Source organism: Campylobacter sp. CFSAN093260, from assembly GCF_012890095.1.
In the GTDB taxonomy this organism is placed as follows: domain Bacteria; phylum Campylobacterota; class Campylobacteria; order Campylobacterales; family Campylobacteraceae; genus Campylobacter_D; species Campylobacter_D jejuni.
The window spans coordinates 1,216,455-1,236,025 of the sequence record NZ_CP040618.1 but is presented as its reverse complement, the minus strand read 5'-3'; the positions used below and the strand labels follow the sequence as shown (position 1 = coordinate 1,236,025).

Below are 19,571 nucleotides of genomic sequence, written 5' to 3'. Positions count from 1 at the left end.
AGGTTTTAATCAAGCTTTGCTAAATTGATTAAATCACTTACTTTTTGACAATTTTTCAAGTCCTCGGCTGTGATTTTTAAAGTAAAAAGATTTTTATAAAGCACCATCACAGATACAAAAGCCAAACTATCCCACTCGTCTATATCATCAAGTAGCATATCTTCATTTAAGTCTTCATCTCTATGCATAGCTTCTTTAAGCTCTTCTAAAAATTCAGTTTTTGTCATTATTTCTCCTTTGTGTAAATTAAAATATCTTTTGTGTATAAATCTTTGAAATTCAACACCGCACTTCCCCAGCTAAGCCCTGCACCAAAAGCACTTAAACTCGCTTTAAATTCTTTTGGAGTATCTAGTTCGCAAAGTAGGGCAGGTAGTGAACAAGCGCTTAAATTAGCGTATTTTTCCATGATAAAATTAGGAACTTTATCATCATTAAGTTTTAATTCTTCTTTGATGCAATCAACCAAATACGCATTGGATTGATGAAAAAGATGAAAAGCAATGTCTTTTTCATCTACTTTAGAAAATTCTAAAATTTCTTTAAAGCTTTTAGGTTCGCATTCCAAAGCCATATTGAAAATATTTGCTCCGTCCATATAAAGATTTTCTAATTGTCTAAACTCCTCAGTTTGCATGAGTGAATCATCGTTGAAAATATCTGCTTTAGGTATTCTCATCGCACCTTTTGGAATGATGAGTTTATCAAAATATTTTCCATCGCTTCCAAGCTCAAAAAAAGCTTCGTTAAAATCCGTTTTTTCAATTAAAGTTGCACTTACTCCATCACCAAAAATAGGAGCTAAATTCATATTTTTAGGGTGGATGAATTTGCTTAAAGTATCTCCACAAATGAGTAAAATTTTACCTAAGCCACTTTGTATTAAAGAATGAGCGACAAATAAGCCGTATAAATACCCTGCACAAGCTTGCCCTAAATCAAAAGCTACAGTTTTGGAGCTTAAATTTAAAAGTTGGTGTAAATAACAAGCCGTAGAAGGCATGAAAAAATCAGGACTTTGAGTTACTACGATGAGTGCATCAAGGCTATTTTTATCTATATTTAAACCTTGTAAAAGTGTATTGGCTGCGTGTTTTCCAAGATCGCTTACGCAAGTGTTTTCATCGCAAATATAACGCGTGTTTAAACCTATGACTTTTTTCATTCTTTTAAGGGTTTTGATATCGTTTGAAAAAACGCTTTCTAACTCATCATCAATGCAAATTTTATGTTCAGGTACGCTTACGCAAATGCCTGAAATTTTAGCTTTATCAAATCTAGTTTTCATGGATTATAAGTCCTTTGAAGTTTAAATTTTGAAATGGAATAAGGGCTGAGTTTTTTTCAAATTCTTTGGAAATTTGTTCTAAAAAGCTCAAAAATGGCATATTTCTTTCGCCTTTTTGATAGTAAAGCCTTGCATTATTGTTTTTAAGATCAAAGAAATGTAAAGCTAGTTCAAAGGCTTTAAAAAACATTCTAGTTTCAAGTTTTCTACCTAAAGCCCTACAAGAAATGCAAAGATCATCGATAAATAAATTTCCTTCTTTACAAGAAAAAACAAAAATGGCGATAATCCCACTATCGCTTAATTTATCACTCATACTCACACTTACAATGAGTTCTTTTTGCATGTGTTGTGCGACTTTTTCTTGATTTAAGCGTGTGTAATTAGCGATAAATTGATTGGTTTTACCCAAAAGTTCGCTAATGCGAGGGATATTTTGCAGATCATTTTTGCTAAAATTTAAGCTGATTTCAAGATTTTGAAAATATTCTTCATCGCTTAAGTTTTTAAGCTCTTCTCTTAAAGCATTGGCTGCTATATCTTTGGCACGAATTTGATCTTCTTTGGTATTTGAAAGTTTTAAAAGATTAGGAAAAAGTTTGATTTTATAAAGTATATTTTCATCGCATAAAAGTGTTTTAACACCTGTAAATTTGGTATTTTCAAGCTCGGCGATATTATCATCTATAAAAAGCATAGCGTTAGTATTTATATTAAATTTTTTAGCAATTTTTAAGATATTTTCACCCTTTGGTTCCCAATTGATCATTCTAGCATCAAAATCATCCCATTGTAAGATAAAATCTTTCCTTGTTTCAAAAAGTTTTTTTGCGTCTTTTTCTTCATTTTTTGAAGCTAGGGCAAGTAAAAAGCCTTGTTTTTTAAAAGTTTTAATTTTTTCTTGTAAGGTTTTGTGCAAAGGACTTAAATTAAGATTATCTATACCCTCTTCACCTAAAATTCCTTGATACAAGGTATTATCAAGATCAAGTACAAGAGCTTTAAGAGCGGGTTTTACGAGTGCAGGGATGAGACTAAGTCCTAAAATTTGTGCTAAAAAAATCAAGGCTTTATTATTAAGCTTAGAGCCTGTAAGTTCTTCTTTAGCTAAGTCTAAAATATCTTCTTCATCAAAATACTCTTTTATGAGTTTTTCTATGTTAAAAATTTCACAATTTAAAATTTTTTTATCTGTTTTAAATTCTCCTAAACTAAGAACTAAAATAGGGTTTTGTGAAATTTTTCTTAGTTCTAAAAGTCTTTCTTCTATAAAATTTTGCACATTATTTTTATAGCGGGTTAAATCTAGCCATAAAAGTTCTAAACTAGCTTCTTTAAAGTTATCAAAACTCAAGCTATCATCATAAGAGCTGAAATTAAACTCAGCTCTTAAATTAGCAAAATGTAAAAAAGGAGCAATGATACTTTGCACTCCTTCAAAAGCATGATTTCTATGGACATTAATAAGAAGATCTTGACTTTTGCTAAAGTCTAATTCTTTGGCGAATTTTATAAGCTCATTGCGTTTTAAATGGGGTGAAAAAAGATTCATTTTAGCTCCACAAGTTCGATTAAAAGCCTATTTGGCATCATGATAAAACAAAGTTTAGCAAAATAGCTTGCTTGCATAATAGGAACAATACAAATGCCTCCTTGTTGTTCCAAAAGAATTAAATCTTGGGCGATATTTTTACTTTCATAGGCTAAATGATACATTTTGGTATTATTTTTCAAATAGCTATCTAGTGGTCCTTTATCGTTTAAATTTTGCAAAAGTTCAAATCTATACTGTGGAAATGCTTCATTACAAGGAATGATAAATTCGCCTCTTACCCCTTGTTTTTCATCTATAAATTCTGATTCTTTATAAAAACCTAGTTTAAAAAAACATTCCCTTTCTTTTTCTAAATTTTTACAAGCCACGCCTATATGATGAAGGGGTAAATTGAGTGTTGTATTAAGCATTTAAAACTACTGCCATAGTGATAGCATTTTTAAATTTCAATGCTTTTTCCAAACTATAATCATTTGCCATAAAACATTCATAAGCTTTAAATTTTAAGCCTGATTTTTCTATCAAATCTTTAACTTCATCAGGATGGGAAAATAAATAAATATGATCAATAGCAGGAGCATTGATAGGAATAGTTGCAAAAATTTCCCCTCCATCGCTAAGAAGCTCTTTAGATCTTTTAAGGAATTCAAGAGGTTTTTCTACGTGTTCTAGCACTTCTCCAATCACTATCAAATCAGCTTTTTTATCAAAATCATAAGTAAAAAAATCTTGACATAAAAAATCACATTTTGTAATCAATCCCCCTACTTGTTGTTTTACCATTTTTTGAGTAAGTTCGCAACTTGTTGGAGAGATATCAAGTCCATAAAAGGCGGAAAATTTACCACTTTTAACTGCTCTTGCAAAATATTCTCCATGGCCAGGGCCTATTTCAAAATAAGTTGTTTTTGGAGTAAAATTTTTTAAATATTGCGAAAAATACTTTCTCACTTTAATATGAGCTATCCAAACAAAAGAAGAAAGAGCTAGGCCTATCATGTATTGTTTCATATAACTTTCATTAAAATAAACTTTATCCTTAACTTCATCAAAGCTAGAATAACGATAAGCCCCATTTTCTATGAAAAATTTTGTTTCTTCTAAAGTATCGTTAAGGATCAATAAATAACAATCGCATTGTTCTTTTATACTGATACCATCTTGAATATAATAAGAAATTAATTTATCAAATTCTTCTTCGTCTTCTTGTGGAAATTCAATTTTTTTAAGATATTTAGAATGGATAGGATTTTTTTGAGCGATGGCTTGAAATAATTTTTCAATATTTTCTTTCATTTTTCTGCCTTTAGGGTTTGAATTTTTTCTAGTAAAGCGCTTTGAGATTTTAAGAGACTTAAATCTTCTTTGCTAAATTTGATTTCAAATTCTTCTTCTAAACTCATGATGATATCAATATGAGCTAAAGAAGTCCAGTTCTTGCAGTTTTCCATGCTTAAATTTGTATTTTCATCTACTTTGGTTTCAAGTATATTTTCTAAAATTTCATAAAATTGTTTCATTATCGATCTTTCTTATATATGGCTAATTTATCATTGGTTAAGGCTTGACATATTGCTTGAACATATTCTCTAGTATTATAAATTTCTATAAAATTTTTAGCAAAATTTATTTTTTTATAATTTTGCGTTTCTTGAATTATAGGATTAATTTTATTAATATCGCATAAATAAGACTGTTGCAAATCTCTAACGTAGTAGTCAATAGTTATTGTTTTTTCTTTCCTTTTTTCGTTTATTAAAATACCTTTAAAATTTTTAAAATATCTACAAAAAGTTGTATTTTTTTCTTCTGCGTAATGAACTAGAGCGTGCCCTTCATTTAAACCAAAAATTATATATTTTCCATTCTCTTTGGCTAAAACTTCATAAACACAATTTTCCCCAAAACAACTTGTTGTATCTTTTAAAAATAATTCTTCTTTTGCTCCTTTTATAGCAAAAGAAAATATAGGATCGTTTGTGCGTTTTACTCCTGTTTGTTTGCGAAAATATTCATTTAATGCTCCCATTTTTGTTTTGGAATTTATTTTGTCATAAACTTCATTTTTGCAAAAACTATAAGTAAAGGTTGGCATGATCAAAGTGCCTTCCTGACCTATAACTTCAAAAAAACAATTGAGTATAGTCTGTAAAAATTCATTTCTAGAAAGCAAAGCTTTGCCAAATTTCATAAGTTCTGTATGTACGCATAAAATATCACCCCTTTTTATACCTAGTTGATAAAAAGCATCTATTAAATCCTTATCGGAGTATTTTTTGCCATTGTGTTCTAAAAAATATTTCATTTTACTAGTCCATAAAATTTTATTTTTTTCAAAAGTTCTTTAAATTCATAAGCTTGCATATTTAAGATATTGGCTATATCGATGATATCATTCTCTCCATCACAGTAAGCTAGAAAATTACAAGCTAAAGGAATGTCATTGGCAGTGCTAAGGGTATGATATAGTCCTCTTTTGCCAAGATTGGGTTCGCATACTATGGTGTTTTCATATACAGCGTTGATTTCTAGATTTAAAATCATTTCTTGTATGCTTTGAAGTCCACCCATTAAACCTTTTTCAGAGATAAAATTGAGATCATCTTTGCTGGTGTGGTATTGTTCGTATTCTAGGTATCTTGTGCGACATACTCCTACAATGCCAAGATTTACAAGCGGAGCATTGTATTGCCTTTCATCGCTTCCACGATCTAAAAAACTAAAAGCTTTGAAATTTTTTTTATTTTTAAGCGTATGCAAGGCAACTTTATCACTTAGAGTGTTTTTTTTGGGTGTGTGTATGAGTGAGTAAGCATGATCATCGCCTAAGCAAGAAAGCACAAAGCCTGCTTTAACATGTTTTTTTAAATGCTCTAAATGTTTGCTAAGATAGACTATAGAGCCTATGGTTTCAGGAATGATGACAAAGCGGTAATTATACTTTCTTTCTTTTAAACTCAAAAGCCATTTTGCTAGGAAAATAGCCACCACAGGACCACTAAGCTCATTATTTGCCATGGAAGGATGACAAAGATAGGTTGAAATTAAAATTTCATCTTTTGAATTTTGCGTACTAGGTAGGATAAAATCAGCATAATCCAAAACCCCATTTTCATCATGTTTCGCATTGATATAGACTTTGTATTTGCCTTTTTTGAGTTTTTTTCTTTCATTATGCGTGAGACAAAATCCCCAACGTCTTTTGTAATAACTCGTTACATAAGGAATAGCATCGGGCATTTCTTCTATGGAGTAAAGATGATTTTGAAGTTCTTCAAGTTCGATTTCTTTATCGATAGCTTCGCTATAATTTAGAAGGTGTAAATTATGCTTTTTAAAATCACAAATTTTTTCTCCTTCTGGAGTGATGATATAGGCTTCTTTGGCGTTCCATTCATCAGGGACTATCCAGTCAAAAACCTTTGTGCCACTTTTTATAGAGTGAAATTTGAGTATCCCCCCCCCCCGCCCAGAGTTTTATTTAAAATTTCTAAGCTATCTCTAAAACCTTGCCCTGCGATGCTTCTAGGGATAGGAAAAAGTTCGCAAGCTAGTTCATACATAGCCTTTCCAGTTTGGCTAAAATCTTGGCTTCTAAAGTCTAGTTTATTCACAATATCCCTTTTTAACTTTTTCAAGAATGCTAAATAAAGTATCTTTTACAAATTTTGCATCTTTTAGATTCATTTCTTGATGACAAGGTATGCTAAGCTCGGCTTTGTAAAAATTATCCGCATTTTGGAGTCTGATTTCTCCTAAGAGTTTTTTATAAAAACTAAACTCATAAGTTGGTTTATAATGTACCTGTACGCCAATTCCTGCATGAAGTAAGCTTTCAAAAAGCTCTTCTTTTTGACAATAAAATTCAGGAAAAAGCAAAATAGGATATAAATGTCTTGAACTTTTTTTATAGCCTTTGATTTTTATCGTGGAAAAATACGGATTTTTTTCAAATTCTTTATCGTAAAAACTTGCGATTTCTTCTCTTTTTTCAAGATTATGATCGAGTTTTTTAAGCTGGTTTATCCCTAAAGCACAAGCAACATCACTTAAGCGGTAATTATAGCCAAGTTCTACCATATCGCTATCCCAAAGCCTTTTTTTAACAATACCATGGCTTCTTAAAAGCTTGATTTTGGTGATAAGCTCTTCATTATCACTCACCACAGCCCCACCTTCAAAAGTAGTGATAGGCTTAACAGGGTGAAAAGAAAATATAGAAAGATCGGCTTTTTTTCCTACTTTTTCACTTTTATACAAAGCACCTAAAGCATGGCTTGCATCATCGATTAAAGGGATATTGTATTTTTTAGCAAGGCTTGAAATTTCATCTATTTCAACGCTATTTCCCCCAAAATCCACCACGCTAATAGCTCCTATATTTTTACTATCTTTTAAAAGTCTTGCTTCTAGTTTTTTTTCATCAATATTGCCATCGTTTTTAATGTCGATAAACTCTACCTTAGCTCCAGCTATTAAGGCCGCATTAGCCGTAGCAGCGAAGGTTAAAGGAGTGGTTAAAACGATTTTTTCTTTGATGCCTAGTGCTGTATAGGCAAGATGAAGGGCTGAAGTGGCTGAGTTTAATACACAAGCGTGTTTTACGCCCACATATTCACAAAGAGCTTCTTCAAATTCATCTACCTTTTTACCCCCTGTTAAAATTTCATCTTTTAAAGCTTTTGTAAGCGCATCTATATCGCTTTGATCGATGTTTTGATGAGAATAAGTAAGCATTTTAAAAACCTTCGGTGTGATTGATGATTTCTAAAAGTTCTTTTTCGCTTGTCCATAAAGGATTATTATCCGAACTATAAGAAAAACCATCTTTTACCTTTTGTCCTTTTTCGCCTAGGGCATTGATACTAAAGTCATTATCTTTATCTACAAGTTTAATGCTAGGGCTTATGGCATAGTAGTTTTCAAATTCATAGGTTAAATGACTATCATCGCTTGAAATCATGATTTCATGTAGTTTTTCTCCTGCTCTTATGCCTATGATTTTATGGCTTAAATTAGGAGCTAGAGCATGGGCTAGATCGGTGATTTTCATCGAAGGAATTTTAGGGATAAAGATTTCTCCTCCATGCATTCTTTCAAAATTACTCAGTACAAATTTTACTCCATCTTCAAGGCTGATCCAAAAACGAGTCATTCTCGTATCGGTGATAGGAAGTTCTTTAGCCCCTTCGCTGATGAGTTTTTTAAAGAAAGGCACCACTGAACCTCTTGAACCTACAACATTGCCATATCTTGTAACACCAAAGCGTGTTTGCTTGTTACCTGCTATGTTGTTTGCAGCGACAAAAAGCTTATCGCTTGCAAGTTTGGTTGCACCGTATAAATTTACAGGATTGCAAGCCTTATCTGTACTAAGAGCGATACATTTTTTAACCCCATTTTCAAAACAAGCATCTATGACATTTTGCGCGCCGTGGATGTTTGTTTTTATACATTCCATAGGGTTATATTCAGCAATAGGCACATGCTTCATCGCAGCAGCATGTATAACAAAATCCACATCACGCATAGCAGTGCTTAAACGCTCTTTGTCTCTTACATCTCCTATGAAATAACGCATGCAAGAAGCGTTAAAAACGCTTGCCATTTCAAATTGTTTAAGCTCATCACGAGAATAAATGATGATTTTATTAGGTTTATAATTTTCTAGCAAAACCTTAGTATAGGTTTTTCCAAAAGAGCCTGTTCCGCCTGTGATTAAGATATTTTTTTTGTTAAACATTTTGCCTTCCTTTGCTTAAGTTTTTTAAAATTAAAGCAACAAGTGTTCCTATTTTAAAATTCTTGGCAAGGTTATGCCCGTTTGAGCTTGATACTTGCCTTTTTTATCTTTATAAGTGGTGTCACATTTTTCATCACCTTGTAAAAACAACACTTGTGCTATGCCTTCATTAGCATAAATTTTTGCAGGTAAAGGCGTAGTATTTGAAATTTCTATAGTAATATGTCCTTCAAAACCTGGTTCAAAAGGGGTAACATTGACGATGATACCACATCTTGCATAAGTGCTTTTGCCAAGACAAATAGCTAAGACATCATCAGGCATTTTAAAATACTCTATAGTTCTAGCTAGGGTAAAAGAATTTGCAGGAACTATACATACATCACCTTCAAAATCTACTACATTTTCTTCTACGAAATTTTTTGGATCCACTACAGTTGAATTAACATTGGTAAAAATTTTAAACTCACGTCCTACGCGTATATCATAACCATAGCTTGAAAGTCCATAGCTTACCACACCTTTTCCTATATTTGCTTCGCAAAATGGTTCGATCATCTTGTGTTCTAATGCCATTTTTCTTATCCAATTATCCGCTTTTAAGCCCATTTTTAACCTTTTAATATTTGTAATTGTTTGTAAGGATTATAACCTAAAAAATCTATATTTTTTATGATTTTTTTCTTTTTTAAAGTTAAATTTCAAGTTTTTTTATATAATACAAGGTTAAGTTCTTAAATTTTGTAGGAGAATTTTATGACAAAAGAAGAAATTAAAGAGTTAGTAAACCTTTTTGCTGAAGCAAATATTAGTAAAATTAAGATCAAAGAACAAGATGGTTTTGAAATAGAACTTGAAAGAGATATGTGCTGCGATGTTCCAGCTCCTGTTTGTCCTCCAGTTCCAGCTCCACAACCTATCAATGTAAGCGTTGTAAACGAAGCTCAACCTAGTCAAAGTGTAAAATCAAACAAACCAAGTATAAACAGCCCTATGGTAGGAACTTTCTATCAAGCTCCAAGTCCAGGTGCAGCACCTTTTGTAAAAGTAGGTAGTACGGTTAAAAAAGGCGATACTATAGCTATTATCGAAGCGATGAAAATCATGAATGAAATTGAAGCGGAATTTGATTGTAGGATCGCTGAAATTTTAGTTGCTGATGGTCAGCCTGTAGAATTTGGAATGCCTTTATTTGCGGTGGAGAAATTATAAAATGGAAATCAAAAGCATATTAATTGCTAATCGTGGAGAAATAGCACTGCGTGCTTTAAGAACGATTAAAGAAATGGGTAAAAAAGCAATTTGTGTGTACTCTGAAGCAGATAAAGATGCTTTGTATTTAAAATACGCTGATGCAAGCATTTGTATAGGCAAAGCAAGAAGTTCTGAAAGCTATTTAAATATCCCAGCTATTATTACAGCAGCTGAAATTGCTGAAGCAGATGCGATTTTTCCAGGATACGGATTTTTAAGTGAAAATCAAAATTTTGTTGAAATTTGTGCTAAACATAACATCAAATTTATAGGTCCTTCTGTGGAAGCTATGAATTTAATGAGTGATAAATCAAAAGCAAAACAAGTCATGCAAAGAGCAGGCGTACCTGTTATCCCAGGAAGCGATGGGGCTTTGGCAGGAGCTGAAGCAGCTAAAAAACTTGCCAAAGAAATAGGTTATCCTGTGATTTTAAAAGCAGCTGCAGGTGGTGGTGGTCGTGGTATGCGTGTGGTTGAAAATGAAAAAGATCTTGAAAAAGCGTATTGGTCAGCTGAAAGCGAGGCTATGACAGCATTTGGCGATGGAACTATGTATATGGAAAAATACATACAAAATCCACGCCATATAGAAGTGCAGGTTATAGGAGATAGTTTTGGCAATGTGATTCATGTGGGCGAAAGAGATTGTTCTATGCAAAGACGCCATCAAAAACTTATAGAAGAATCCCCTGCGATTTTGCTTGATGAAAAAACACGCACTAGGCTTCATGAAACTGCTATTAAGGCAGCTAAAGCTATAGGATATGAAGGTGCGGGAACTTTTGAGTTTTTAGTAGATAAAAATTTGGATTTTTATTTTATAGAAATGAATACGCGTTTGCAAGTTGAACACTGTGTAAGTGAAATGGTAAGTGGGATTGATATCATAGAACAAATGATTAAAGTAGCAGAAGGTTATGCTTTACCATCTCAAGAAAGTATTAAATTAAATGGGCATTCTATAGAATGTAGAATCACAGCCGAAGATTCCAAAACTTTCTTGCCAAGTCCAGGTAAGATTACTAAATACATTCCACCAGCAGGACGCAATGTAAGAATGGAAAGTCATTGTTATCAAGACTATAGCGTGCCTCCTTATTATGATTCTATGATAGGTAAACTTGTAGTTTGGGCAGAAGATCGTAATAAAGCTATTGCAAAAATGAGAGTAGCTTTAGATGAGTTGCTTATAAGTGGGATAAAAACAACCAAAGATTTTCATCTTTCTATGATGGAAAATCCTGATTTTATTAATAATAATTACGATACAAATTATCTTGCAAGACATTAAAATTTCCCTATTAAAGGGAAATTTTAATTGTAATTTTTATCTTAAATATTCTATATTGATTTTAGAGCGGAGTTTATCAAAATAATCCTGTATGAAATTTTGTCTTTGTTCGCTTACATAAGCGTTTAAAACTTCATTTTTAACTTGTTCATATTCAGGAGTTTGTGCCCCATCTTTGCTTTTAACTTCATAGAGTTCATAGCCATTTTTTCCATTTAAAACAGGGGAAAAGCCTCCAACAGGAATTTGTGATAAAAGCCCTAAAAGTCTTGGATCGGCATTACTTGTGTTTAAAGATGCATTTTGTGGTTTAAGGATTGTTTTTTTTGTATTTTTGATATTTTCTAAAGTTTGAGGATTGTTTGATAGATAAATATTTGCATTAATTTGTGTATAAAAAGTGAATTTATCTTTATTTTGTTCGAAAAATTTTTTTGCTCCATCATCACTAAAATCAGTTTTTGCCATACTTGCGATTTTTTCATAAAGCTTTCTTTTTTCTAAGTCTTTTTTAAAATTTGCACGAAATTGTTCATAGCTTTGATTTTTGGATTTTAAATTTGCTTTGAAAGCATTTAAAGTCGTTTTGTTTTGAGCAAGCATTTTATTTATAGCATCATCAAGCTCTAGATCATTGACTACAATACCTAGTTGTTTCATTTGTGAAATTTCCATTTTTTCATTGATGAGTACGCCTAAAGCTTTATTTCTATCAATTTTAAGTGCTTTCATAGTTTGATCTATATCATAAGTTGTGATAGGCTCTTTATCTACAACTACAGCTATAGCATTAATGGTATTTGCACTAGCTAAACTTGCAAAAAATGCAAAACTTAATAAAATTTTTTTCATTTCAAACCTTTATTTAAGTATAAATATCGCATTATATCAATAAAAATTTAAGAAAAGGCAAAAAATGCACGAAAAACTTACAACGCGTTTTGCTCCAAGCCCAACAGGGTATTTGCACATAGGTGGACTTAGAACAGCTCTTTATAATTATTTATACGCTAGAAAAAATGGTGGAAATTTTTTACTTCGTATCGAAGATACGGATTTAAAAAGAAATTCCAAAGAAGCTACTAAAGCAATTATCGAAGCTTTTAAATGGTGCGGTTTAGAACATGATGGAGAAGTAACTTACCAATCAGAGCGTTTTGATCTTTATAAAGAATATGTTAAAAAGCTTTTAGATGAAGGCAAGGCGTATTATTGTTATATGAGTAAAGAAGAATTAGAAGAATTGCGCGCCAAGCAAGAAGCTGCCAAAGAGCGCCCAAGATATGATGGAAGATATAGAGAATTTACAGGCACGCCACCTCAGGGTATAGAGCCTGTTGTGCGTATTAAAGCACCTCAAAGCGGTGAGATTGTTTTTAAAGATGGGGTTAAAGGCGAGGTGAGATTTAAAGCAGAGGATATAATGGATGATTTTATCATTGCAAGAAGTGATGGAACTCCAACTTATAATTTTACTGTTGTTATTGATGATGCTTTAATGGGGGTAAGTGATGTGATTCGCGGAGATGATCATCTTTCAAATACTCCTAAACAAATTGTGCTTTATGAGGCATTGGGTTTTAAAATTCCTAATTTTTTTCATGTGGCTATGATACATGGAGAAGATGGTAAAAAGCTTTCAAAAAGACATGGGGCAACTGATGTTATGGAATACAAAGAAATGGGAATTTTACCTCAAGCTTTGCTTAATTTTCTTGTGCGTTTAGGTTGGAGCCATGGTGATGATGAGGTTTTTTCATTAGAAGATTTGAAAAAACTTTTTGATCCTTATCATATTAATAAAAGCGCATCTTGTTATAATGCTAAAAAGCTTGAATGGCTTAACGCTCATTATATTAAAACTTTGCCTTTTGAAGAGATTAACCGTCAGCTTAAGGATCTTGGCTTTGATTTATCTGTTTATAAAAAGGCAGGATTTTTACTTGATTTATTAAGAGAGCGTGCAAAAACCTTGCATGATATTATCAATGGTGCAAAAAGTATAGTTAATGCGCCGCAAAATTATGATGAAAATGCAGTACAAAAATTTATTAACAAAAATAATTTAGAATTGCTCCAAGCATTTGCTAATACACTTAAAGATCAAAAAACAGGTAAAGATTTTGAAGATTTTACAAATGATTTTTTAGAAAAAAAAGAAGCAAAGTTAAAAGATTTGGCTCAGCCTATACGCATAGCTTTAACAGGGAGTGCGGTAAGTCCTAGTATTTTTGAAGTATTAGAATTTTTAGAGGTTGATGAGTGCAAAAAAAGAATAGAAAATTTTTTAAAAGTTAGAGGAAAATAAAATGAATTTAAAAGAAGAAGCTTTAAAATACCATTTAGGTGGGAAAATTGATATTGTACCAAGTAAGCCAATGGCTACAAGCCATGATCTATCTTTGGCGTATAGCCCAGGAGTTGCAGAACCTTGCCTTGAAATCGCTAAAGATAATGAGCTTGCTTATACTTATACAAATAAGGCTAATTTAGTAGCTATAGTTAGTGATGGTTCTGCTGTTTTAGGACTTGGAAACATAGGAGCACAGGCTTCAAAACCTGTTATGGAAGGTAAGGCTTGTTTGTTTAAAAAATTTGCAAATGTCAATGCTTATGATATAGAAATTGATGTTCATAGTATAGAAGAGATTGTAAATTTTTGCAAGTCTTTGGCTCCAACTGTGGGCGGGATCAATTTAGAAGATATTGCTGCGCCAAAATGTTTTGAAATTGAAGCGGCTTTGCAAGATTTAGGAATTCCTGTAATGCATGATGATCAACATGGAACGGCTATTATTTCAACTGCGGGACTTATGAATGCTATGGAAATAAGTGGTAAAAAATTTAAAGACATTAAGGTGGTTGTAAGTGGCGCAGGTGCTGCAGGTATAGCAAGTGCTAAAATGTATAGAAATTTAGGGGTCGAAAATATTATTTTAGTAGATAGCAAAGGAGTGATTTCTAAAGATAGAAATGATTTAACTCCTCAAAAGCTTGAATTTGCTGTTGATTCTAAGGAAAAGACTTTAAAAGAAGTTTTAAAAGGAGCTGATGTTTTCCTAGGACTTAGTGCACCAAAAATTCTTGATGATGAAATGGTTTTAAGCATGGCAAAAGATCCTGTGATTTTTGCTTTGGCAAATCCTATTCCTGAAGTGATGCCTGAAGATGTAGCTAGACTTAGAAAAGATGCGATTGTAGGAACAGGAAGAAGTGATTATCCAAATCAAATCAATAATGTTTTAGGTTTTCCTTTTATTTTCCGTGGGGCTTTAGATGTGCGTGCAAGTAAAATCACTGAAAATATGAAAGTAGCGGCTGCTAAAGCATTAGCAGATCTTGCAAAACTTCCTGTAAGCGATGCGGTTAAAAAAGCTTATAATTTAAGCACTTTAGAATTTGGAAGAGATTATGTTATACCAAAACCTTTTGATGAAAGAGTAAAAGCTGCAGTAAGTACAGCTGTAGCAGCAGCTGCGGTAAAAGATGGTGTGGCTAAGGTGAAAAATTTTGATGAGAAAGCTTATTTTGAAAGCTTAAAATGAAAAATATTCATTGCATCAATCATCCATTGATCGAACATAAATTAGGAATTTTAAGGGCTAAAGAGACAAAGCCCTTTCAATTTCGTATGTTAATCGATGAAATTTCATCTTTTTTGCTTTTTGAAGCGAGTAAAGATTTTTCTTTAAAAGAAATTGAAATTTCAACACCTATACAAAAAACTACAGTAAAAAAACTTGATGAAAAGATTATGATTTGTCCTATTTTAAGGGCTGCATTAGGAATGCTTGAAAGTGTTTTTAAGATGATTCCTGATGCAAGTGTTGGGTTTTTGGGGTTTGTGAGAAATGAAGAAACTTTAAAGGCGGATTTTTATTTTCAAAAACTTCCCAAAGATGCAAAAAAACGCACTGCTATTGTTATAGATCCTATGTTTGCTACAGGTGGGACTGCTATAGAGGCTTGTAATTTTTTAAAAAGCCAAGGAGTTAAAAAAATAAAATTTATATCCATACTTGCTGCTCCACAAGGTTTGAAAAAATTTAGCCAAATGCATGATGATGTAGAAGTTTTTGTGGCTTGTATTGATGAAGGTTTAAATGAAAAAGGTTATATTATCCCAGGGCTTGGAGATGCAGGAGATAGAGTGTTTAACACTCTTTAAAAGAGATGATTTTTGGAAAAATTGATTATATTAATCTTTTACCTTTACATATATATCTTAAGAAATATCCCCTACCTAATGGTTATAAAGCAAGTATGGAGTATAAAAAAGGAGTTCCAAGTAAGCTAAATAAAGATTTATTTTATAGAAGAATTGATGCAGCTATCATTTCAAGCATAGAAAGTGCTAGAAAAAAATATAAAAATTTAGATTTGGGTATTTGTGCTAATAAAAGAGTTTTAAGTGTATTAGTAGAAAAAAATACATCAAATGCCAAAGATCCAAGTTCAGCAACTTCAAACGCTCTGGCTAAAGTATTAAAACAAGATGGAAAAGTAATTATAGGTGATAAGGCTTTAAAGCTTTATCTAAAAGATCCTTCTAAATATATCGATTTATGTGCAAAATGGCACGAAAAAACAGGATTGCCTTTTGTTTTTGCTAGATTTTCTTGTGTGCAAAAAAAAGCTTTATATAAACAAATTTTGAAAAAATTTCCAAAAACAAAGATTAAAATTCCTTATTATATACTGCAAAATTATGCCAAAACAAGGGATTTAGATATAAAAGATGTTAGATATTATTTAGATGAAGTTATATATCATAAAATTTCTACCAAAGAAAAAACAGCCTTAAAGCGTTTTGTAAAGGCTTGTAAGGCTTTAAATCTTGCTTAGTGTTCAAATTCTCTAAGTTCTTTAACTGTTCCAAGGAGTATTACGACATCTCCACTATAAACTGTCGTGGTTTCTAAATCAGGTAGTATTTCCCAGTCACTATTTAATTTTTTATAAGAAATCACTTTCATATTTTGTGCTACATGTTTTAAAGAATTTCCTGCTAATTTTTCATCTATACTGATCTTAATAGCTCGTATAGTATTTGCTGAAAGATCAAAAACTTCATAATCAGCATCTTTAGTTAAAAATTCTTTTACTAGTCTTTTAGCACTTTCTTTTTCAGGATAAATAACCTTTGTTGCACCTAACTTAGAAAGAATTTGACCATGGATATTAGAGGTTGCTTTAGCAATGATATTTTTAACACCTATATCTTTAAGCGCCATAAGAGTAAGGATTGATTTTTCAACATTTTCTCCTATGCTAACAATAACAACTTCAACATCATGAAAGCCTGCTTCTTTTAGGGCTGAAATATTTGTAGAATCTAAAATATAAGCATAACTTGGAGGATTTTGTATACTTTTTAAAGCTTCCTCATCTTTATCCGCAACGATAACAGTATGACCTCCAGCAATGAGTTCATCTGCTACAACTGATCCAAATTTTCCAAGTCCTATGATTCCATAATTAAGATTTTTCACGATTTTACCTTTATAAATTAACCTTTCCTTCAGGGAATTTTAAATGAATAGCTTTGTCTTGTTTGAATACCGAGAGTAAAAAAGCAAAAACACCTATCCTACCACTTAGCATCATAATGATGATAATCACCTTGCTAGGATCACTAAACAAAGCGCATAAAGATAAAGTTCCACCATTTCCTACTGAAATTCCTACGGTTGCAAAAGCCGAAGAAGTTTCAAAAAGCAAGGCTATAAAATCAAATTTTGACTCTAGCAAGGAAAGCAAAATAACAGCTATTACTATATAAACAGCTGAACCTACAGCTATAATAAAAGCTTTAGATATAGTTTCTCTTGGAATTTCATGTCCAAAAATTCTAACTCTTCCATCGCGGATACTCCAATAAGCATAGAGCAATAAAACCATTACAGTTGTTACTTTCATACCCCCAGCTGTTCCACCTGGTGCACCACCAATAACCATAAACAATGATCCAAAAAATAAGCTTGCATCATGCAAATGTCCCATATCTAAAGTATTAAATCCTGCTGTGCGGTAATTAATAGCGATAAAATATGAGCTTAAAATTTTATCAAAAAATGAAAAATGTCCTATAGTTTGAGGATTTGAGTATTCAAAAGCAAAAATAATAAGCGTTGAAGAGAAAATAAGAAAAATACTTGCAACAACAACCATTTTTGTATGTAGGCTTAAATTTTGCAATTTTTTTCTTTGAAAAAAGTATAATTCAACCAAAACAAAATATCCAAGCCCTCCAATAATAATCAAAGAAGTGATAATAAGATTAATTGCTATATCATGTTTATAAGCTATAAGTCCATGTTCAAATATAGTAAATCCAGAATTATTAAAAGCGCTAATAGAATGAAAAATTCCAAACCATAAAGCTTTTTTAAAATTCATTTCAAGGGTAAAACGCATGGTGAGAAGTATAGCGCCTATCAATTCTATAGTAAAAATGAACAGCAAAACCTTTTTAAAAAATTTAAATAAACCATCCATTGATGGATAAAATAAAGACTCTTTTAGTAAATTTCTTGCACTAAAACCAACTTTTTTGCGTATGAGTATATAAACAAATAAACCTATACCCATATATCCCAAGCCTCCAATTTGCACCAAAGCTAAGATAATAATTTGTCCTGCTAAGGTAAAATCAACCGCAGTGTTCTTAACTACTAATCCTGTCATACTAACAGCAGATGTGCTTGTAAAAAAGGCATCCAAAAAATCAATAGGAGTTGTATGTGCCCAGCTTGAATGTAGCAATAAAGCCCCAAACAATGCAATAATAATATAACCAGCTAGTAAAATTTTAAAAGTTCGTCTATCTAGTCCAAATTGTTTCAAAAAATTTCCATTTGATAATGATCTAAAGCGGGTATTCTATCTTATTAAAACTTTAAGGGAAATAAAATTTTATTTTTGTATTTAAACTTAAATTAAAGAAAAAAAGATACAATTACATTTTTACTTTATCAAACATTGTGGTTGGATAGCTCAGTCGGTAGAGCAGCAGACTGAAAATCTGCGTGTCGGCAGTTCGATTCTGCCTCTAACCACCACTTTATCTTTCAAAAAATCACATCACATACTTTTTTATATAAGATTGAAATATTTAAAGAACTAAAAGTTATTTTTTAAAGAAAGAGTCTATAGCTTATATGTAGAATGGTGGATTTAGCAGGACTCGAACCTGCGACCAACCGGTTATGAGCCGGTTGCTCTAACCAACTGAGCTATAAATCCGCCTAAGTTGAATTAAAAGATAAAATTATATCTTATTAATGCTTAAAAATATTTTATTTAGCCTTTATATCCGTCCAAAAATATCTAAAAGTGATTAAATGCTGTAAAATTCCAAAAAAAATCATAAAAATAGTAAAAGAACTTCCACCATAACTAAAAAAAGGCAAAGGGATCCCAACTACTGGTGCAAAACCTATAGTCATTGAAATATTTACTGCCGCATAAATAAAAATAAATAATGCAACACAATTAATAGCAACTCTAGCAAAATAATCATCTTTAAGTTTATAATTTAAACTAAGTAGATGAAAAATAAGTAAAATATAAAATATAATTAATGTCAATCCCCCAATAAATCCAAATCTTTCTATCATGTAAGCGAAAATAAAATCACTAGTTGAAATAGGTAAAAATTTAAAATGAGTTTGCGTAGCTTCATCTTGAGATTTTCCGGTTAAACCACCATTTCCAATAGCTATCATTGATTGGGCTACTTGATAACTTGGTTTTTCTGAAATAAAATCATGAATTCTTTGCTTTTGGTAGGGTTTTAAAAGATGTGTATAAATAATAGGAGAGCTAACACTTATAGCTATAACAATACTTAACCAAATTTTATAATGAACTCCCATGATAAAAAGCACTCCAAAACCAACAAGTAGTAAAACCATAGCACTTCCTAAATCAGGTTCTTTTGCAATTAGCAAAAAAGGCAAGATGATGTAAAAGCTAAGTTTGATGAATTGTTTAAGTTTGTATCCATTTTTTGGAGGAGGATTTTGATAAATAAGATAGGCAAGCATTAAAATAAAACTAGGTTTAAAAATTTCAGAAGGTTGTATAGTAAAGTGAGTAAAAGGAATTTCAAGCCATCTTTTAGCACCTAATTTTTCAACCCCAAAAATATCTACGCTTAGCAATAAAAAAATATTAATCCAATAAGCAACAGGAATAATCCAAATAAATTTCCTTATGGGAAAGAAGAAAAAAACCATAAAAGCAAACAATCCCACACAGGCATAAACAAACTGTTTTTCTGCTAAAAAAGGATTAGCTTCAAAGATTAAGAAAAATGAAATAAGAATTATGGGTAAAAATAAAATGGGTTGCATATAGTCAAAATGAGTTAAAATTCTTCTATCTAATCTAAACAAAATTTGCCTTCAGTTGGTAATATAAAGCTATAATTATAAAC

General features: G+C 31.6%; 20 protein-coding genes, 2 tRNA genes and 1 pseudogene. 7 read left to right on the top strand and 16 right to left on the bottom strand.

All coding sequences use genetic code 11. The features are described 5' to 3' along the window. Window positions 1–5 precede the first annotated feature (5 nt). From FBF22_RS06325 to dcd, 11 genes and pseudogenes are all read right to left on the bottom strand, one after another. Window positions 6–227 (bottom strand): acyl carrier protein, encoded by a 222-nt coding sequence (locus tag FBF22_RS06325; protein WP_002789840.1) that lies wholly within the window; start codon window positions 225–227, stop codon window positions 6–8. Beyond that, window positions 227–1,288: a beta-ketoacyl-ACP synthase III gene (locus FBF22_RS06320; RefSeq protein WP_002810160.1), complete on the bottom strand. Its 1,062-nt coding sequence runs from the start codon at window positions 1,286–1,288 to the stop codon at window positions 227–229. Before FBF22_RS06320 ends, FBF22_RS06325 begins: the two co-directional genes overlap by 1 nt. After that, on the bottom strand, window positions 1,278–2,840 hold the full coding sequence (locus FBF22_RS06315; RefSeq protein WP_002834160.1) for an HAD family hydrolase: 1,563 nt from the start codon (window positions 2,838–2,840) through the stop codon (window positions 1,278–1,280). The genes FBF22_RS06320 and FBF22_RS06315 overlap by 11 nt, the downstream gene beginning before the upstream one ends. Continuing rightward, window positions 2,837–3,253, bottom strand: coding sequence for a VOC family protein (locus FBF22_RS06310; protein WP_002791673.1), 417 nt, complete (start codon window positions 3,251–3,253; stop codon window positions 2,837–2,839). The genes FBF22_RS06315 and FBF22_RS06310 overlap by 4 nt, the downstream gene beginning before the upstream one ends. Beyond that, window positions 3,246–4,139, bottom strand: coding sequence for a class I SAM-dependent methyltransferase (locus tag FBF22_RS06305; protein WP_002826596.1), 894 nt, complete (start codon window positions 4,137–4,139; stop codon window positions 3,246–3,248). Before FBF22_RS06305 ends, FBF22_RS06310 begins: the two co-directional genes overlap by 8 nt. Then, on the bottom strand, window positions 4,136–4,366 hold the full coding sequence (locus FBF22_RS06300; RefSeq protein WP_032585015.1) for an acyl carrier protein: 231 nt from the start codon (window positions 4,364–4,366) through the stop codon (window positions 4,136–4,138). Before FBF22_RS06300 ends, FBF22_RS06305 begins: the two co-directional genes overlap by 4 nt. After that, window positions 4,363–5,148 carry an AAC(3) family N-acetyltransferase gene (locus tag FBF22_RS06295; RefSeq protein ID WP_002884337.1) on the bottom strand — a complete coding sequence of 262 codons (786 nt, stop codon included), beginning with the start codon at window positions 5,146–5,148 and terminating at the stop codon, window positions 4,363–4,365. Before FBF22_RS06295 ends, FBF22_RS06300 begins: the two co-directional genes overlap by 4 nt. Then, window positions 5,145–6,457, bottom strand: a pseudogene (locus FBF22_RS06290) (DUF4910 domain-containing protein). Before FBF22_RS06290 ends, FBF22_RS06295 begins: the two are co-directional and overlap by 4 nt. Further along, window positions 6,450–7,580 carry a UDP-4-amino-4,6-dideoxy-N-acetyl-beta-L-altrosamine transaminase gene (pseC, locus tag FBF22_RS06285; protein ID WP_002884338.1) on the bottom strand — a complete coding sequence of 377 codons (1,131 nt, stop codon included), beginning with the start codon at window positions 7,578–7,580 and terminating at the stop codon, window positions 6,450–6,452. The pseudogene FBF22_RS06290 and the gene pseC overlap by 8 nt, the downstream one beginning before the upstream one ends. A 1-nt stretch (window position 7,581) precedes the next feature. Beyond that, entirely contained in the window at window positions 7,582–8,586 is a 1,005-nt protein-coding gene (gene pseB, locus FBF22_RS06280; protein ID WP_002859335.1) for a UDP-N-acetylglucosamine 4,6-dehydratase (inverting), read from the bottom strand. 48 nt (window positions 8,587–8,634) lie between these two features. After that, window positions 8,635–9,195: a dCTP deaminase gene (gene dcd / locus FBF22_RS06275; RefSeq protein ID WP_002859334.1), complete on the bottom strand. Its 561-nt coding sequence runs from the start codon at window positions 9,193–9,195 to the stop codon at window positions 8,635–8,637. 147 nt (window positions 9,196–9,342) lie between these two features. On the opposite strand from dcd, the gene accB reads away from it, so the two are divergent. Further along, window positions 9,343–9,798 (top strand): acetyl-CoA carboxylase biotin carboxyl carrier protein, encoded by a 456-nt coding sequence (gene accB / locus FBF22_RS06270; RefSeq protein WP_002853623.1) that lies wholly within the window; start codon window positions 9,343–9,345, stop codon window positions 9,796–9,798. A 1-nt stretch (window position 9,799) separates the two neighbouring features. Next, a complete protein-coding gene (locus FBF22_RS06265) occupies window positions 9,800–11,131 on the top strand; it encodes an acetyl-CoA carboxylase biotin carboxylase subunit (RefSeq protein WP_002884339.1) in 1,332 nt (443 codons plus the stop codon). A 36-nt stretch (window positions 11,132–11,167) separates the two neighbouring features. Here the strand turns inward: FBF22_RS06265 and salC are convergent, their stop codons facing one another. Then, window positions 11,168–11,983 carry a peptidylprolyl isomerase SalC gene (gene salC / locus FBF22_RS06260; RefSeq protein WP_002853648.1) on the bottom strand — a complete coding sequence of 272 codons (816 nt, stop codon included), beginning with the start codon at window positions 11,981–11,983 and terminating at the stop codon, window positions 11,168–11,170. A 64-nt stretch (window positions 11,984–12,047) separates the two neighbouring features. Between salC and gltX the strand changes: the two genes are divergently transcribed. The 4 genes from gltX to FBF22_RS06240 are packed head-to-tail and all read left to right on the top strand — an operon-like array spanning window position 12,048 to window position 15,976. Beyond that, window positions 12,048–13,439, top strand: coding sequence for a glutamate--tRNA ligase (gltX, locus tag FBF22_RS06255; RefSeq protein ID WP_002884340.1), 1,392 nt, complete (start codon window positions 12,048–12,050; stop codon window positions 13,437–13,439). Between the two features lies 1 nt (window position 13,440). Continuing rightward, window positions 13,441–14,676 (top strand): malic enzyme-like NAD(P)-binding protein, encoded by a 1,236-nt coding sequence (locus FBF22_RS06250; RefSeq protein ID WP_002859330.1) that lies wholly within the window; start codon window positions 13,441–13,443, stop codon window positions 14,674–14,676. Then, window positions 14,673–15,299 carry a uracil phosphoribosyltransferase gene (gene upp, locus FBF22_RS06245; protein WP_002831283.1) on the top strand — a complete coding sequence of 209 codons (627 nt, stop codon included), beginning with the start codon at window positions 14,673–14,675 and terminating at the stop codon, window positions 15,297–15,299. The genes FBF22_RS06250 and upp overlap by 4 nt, the downstream gene beginning before the upstream one ends. Window positions 15,300–15,304: 5 nt before the next feature. Beyond that, window positions 15,305–15,976 carry a menaquinone biosynthetic enzyme MqnA/MqnD family protein gene (locus FBF22_RS06240; protein WP_002857885.1) on the top strand — a complete coding sequence of 224 codons (672 nt, stop codon included), beginning with the start codon at window positions 15,305–15,307 and terminating at the stop codon, window positions 15,974–15,976. Here FBF22_RS06240 and FBF22_RS06235 read toward each other — a convergent pair. Further along, entirely contained in the window at window positions 15,973–16,623 is a 651-nt protein-coding gene (locus FBF22_RS06235; protein ID WP_002884341.1) for a TrkA family potassium uptake protein, read from the bottom strand. The two genes, FBF22_RS06240 and FBF22_RS06235, sit on opposite strands and share 4 nt — an antisense overlap. A gap of 10 nt (window positions 16,624–16,633) precedes the next feature. Further along, window positions 16,634–17,977 carry a TrkH family potassium uptake protein gene (locus FBF22_RS06230; protein ID WP_002884343.1) on the bottom strand — a complete coding sequence of 448 codons (1,344 nt, stop codon included), beginning with the start codon at window positions 17,975–17,977 and terminating at the stop codon, window positions 16,634–16,636. A gap of 139 nt (window positions 17,978–18,116) precedes the next feature. Between FBF22_RS06230 and FBF22_RS06225 the strand changes: the two genes are divergently transcribed. Further along, window positions 18,117–18,192, top strand: a tRNA-Phe gene (locus FBF22_RS06225). Between the two features lie 107 nt (window positions 18,193–18,299). Here FBF22_RS06225 and FBF22_RS06220 read toward each other — a convergent pair. Together FBF22_RS06220 and FBF22_RS06215 are read right to left on the bottom strand one after the other, a co-directional pair. Continuing rightward, window positions 18,300–18,376: transfer RNA gene (locus FBF22_RS06220), tRNA-Ile, on the bottom strand. A gap of 53 nt (window positions 18,377–18,429) precedes the next feature. Beyond that, window positions 18,430–19,530, bottom strand: a complete 1,101-nt coding sequence (locus FBF22_RS06215) for an FtsW/RodA/SpoVE family cell cycle protein (protein WP_002853654.1) — start codon at window positions 19,528–19,530, stop codon at window positions 18,430–18,432. Window positions 19,531–19,571: the final 41 nt, after the last annotated feature.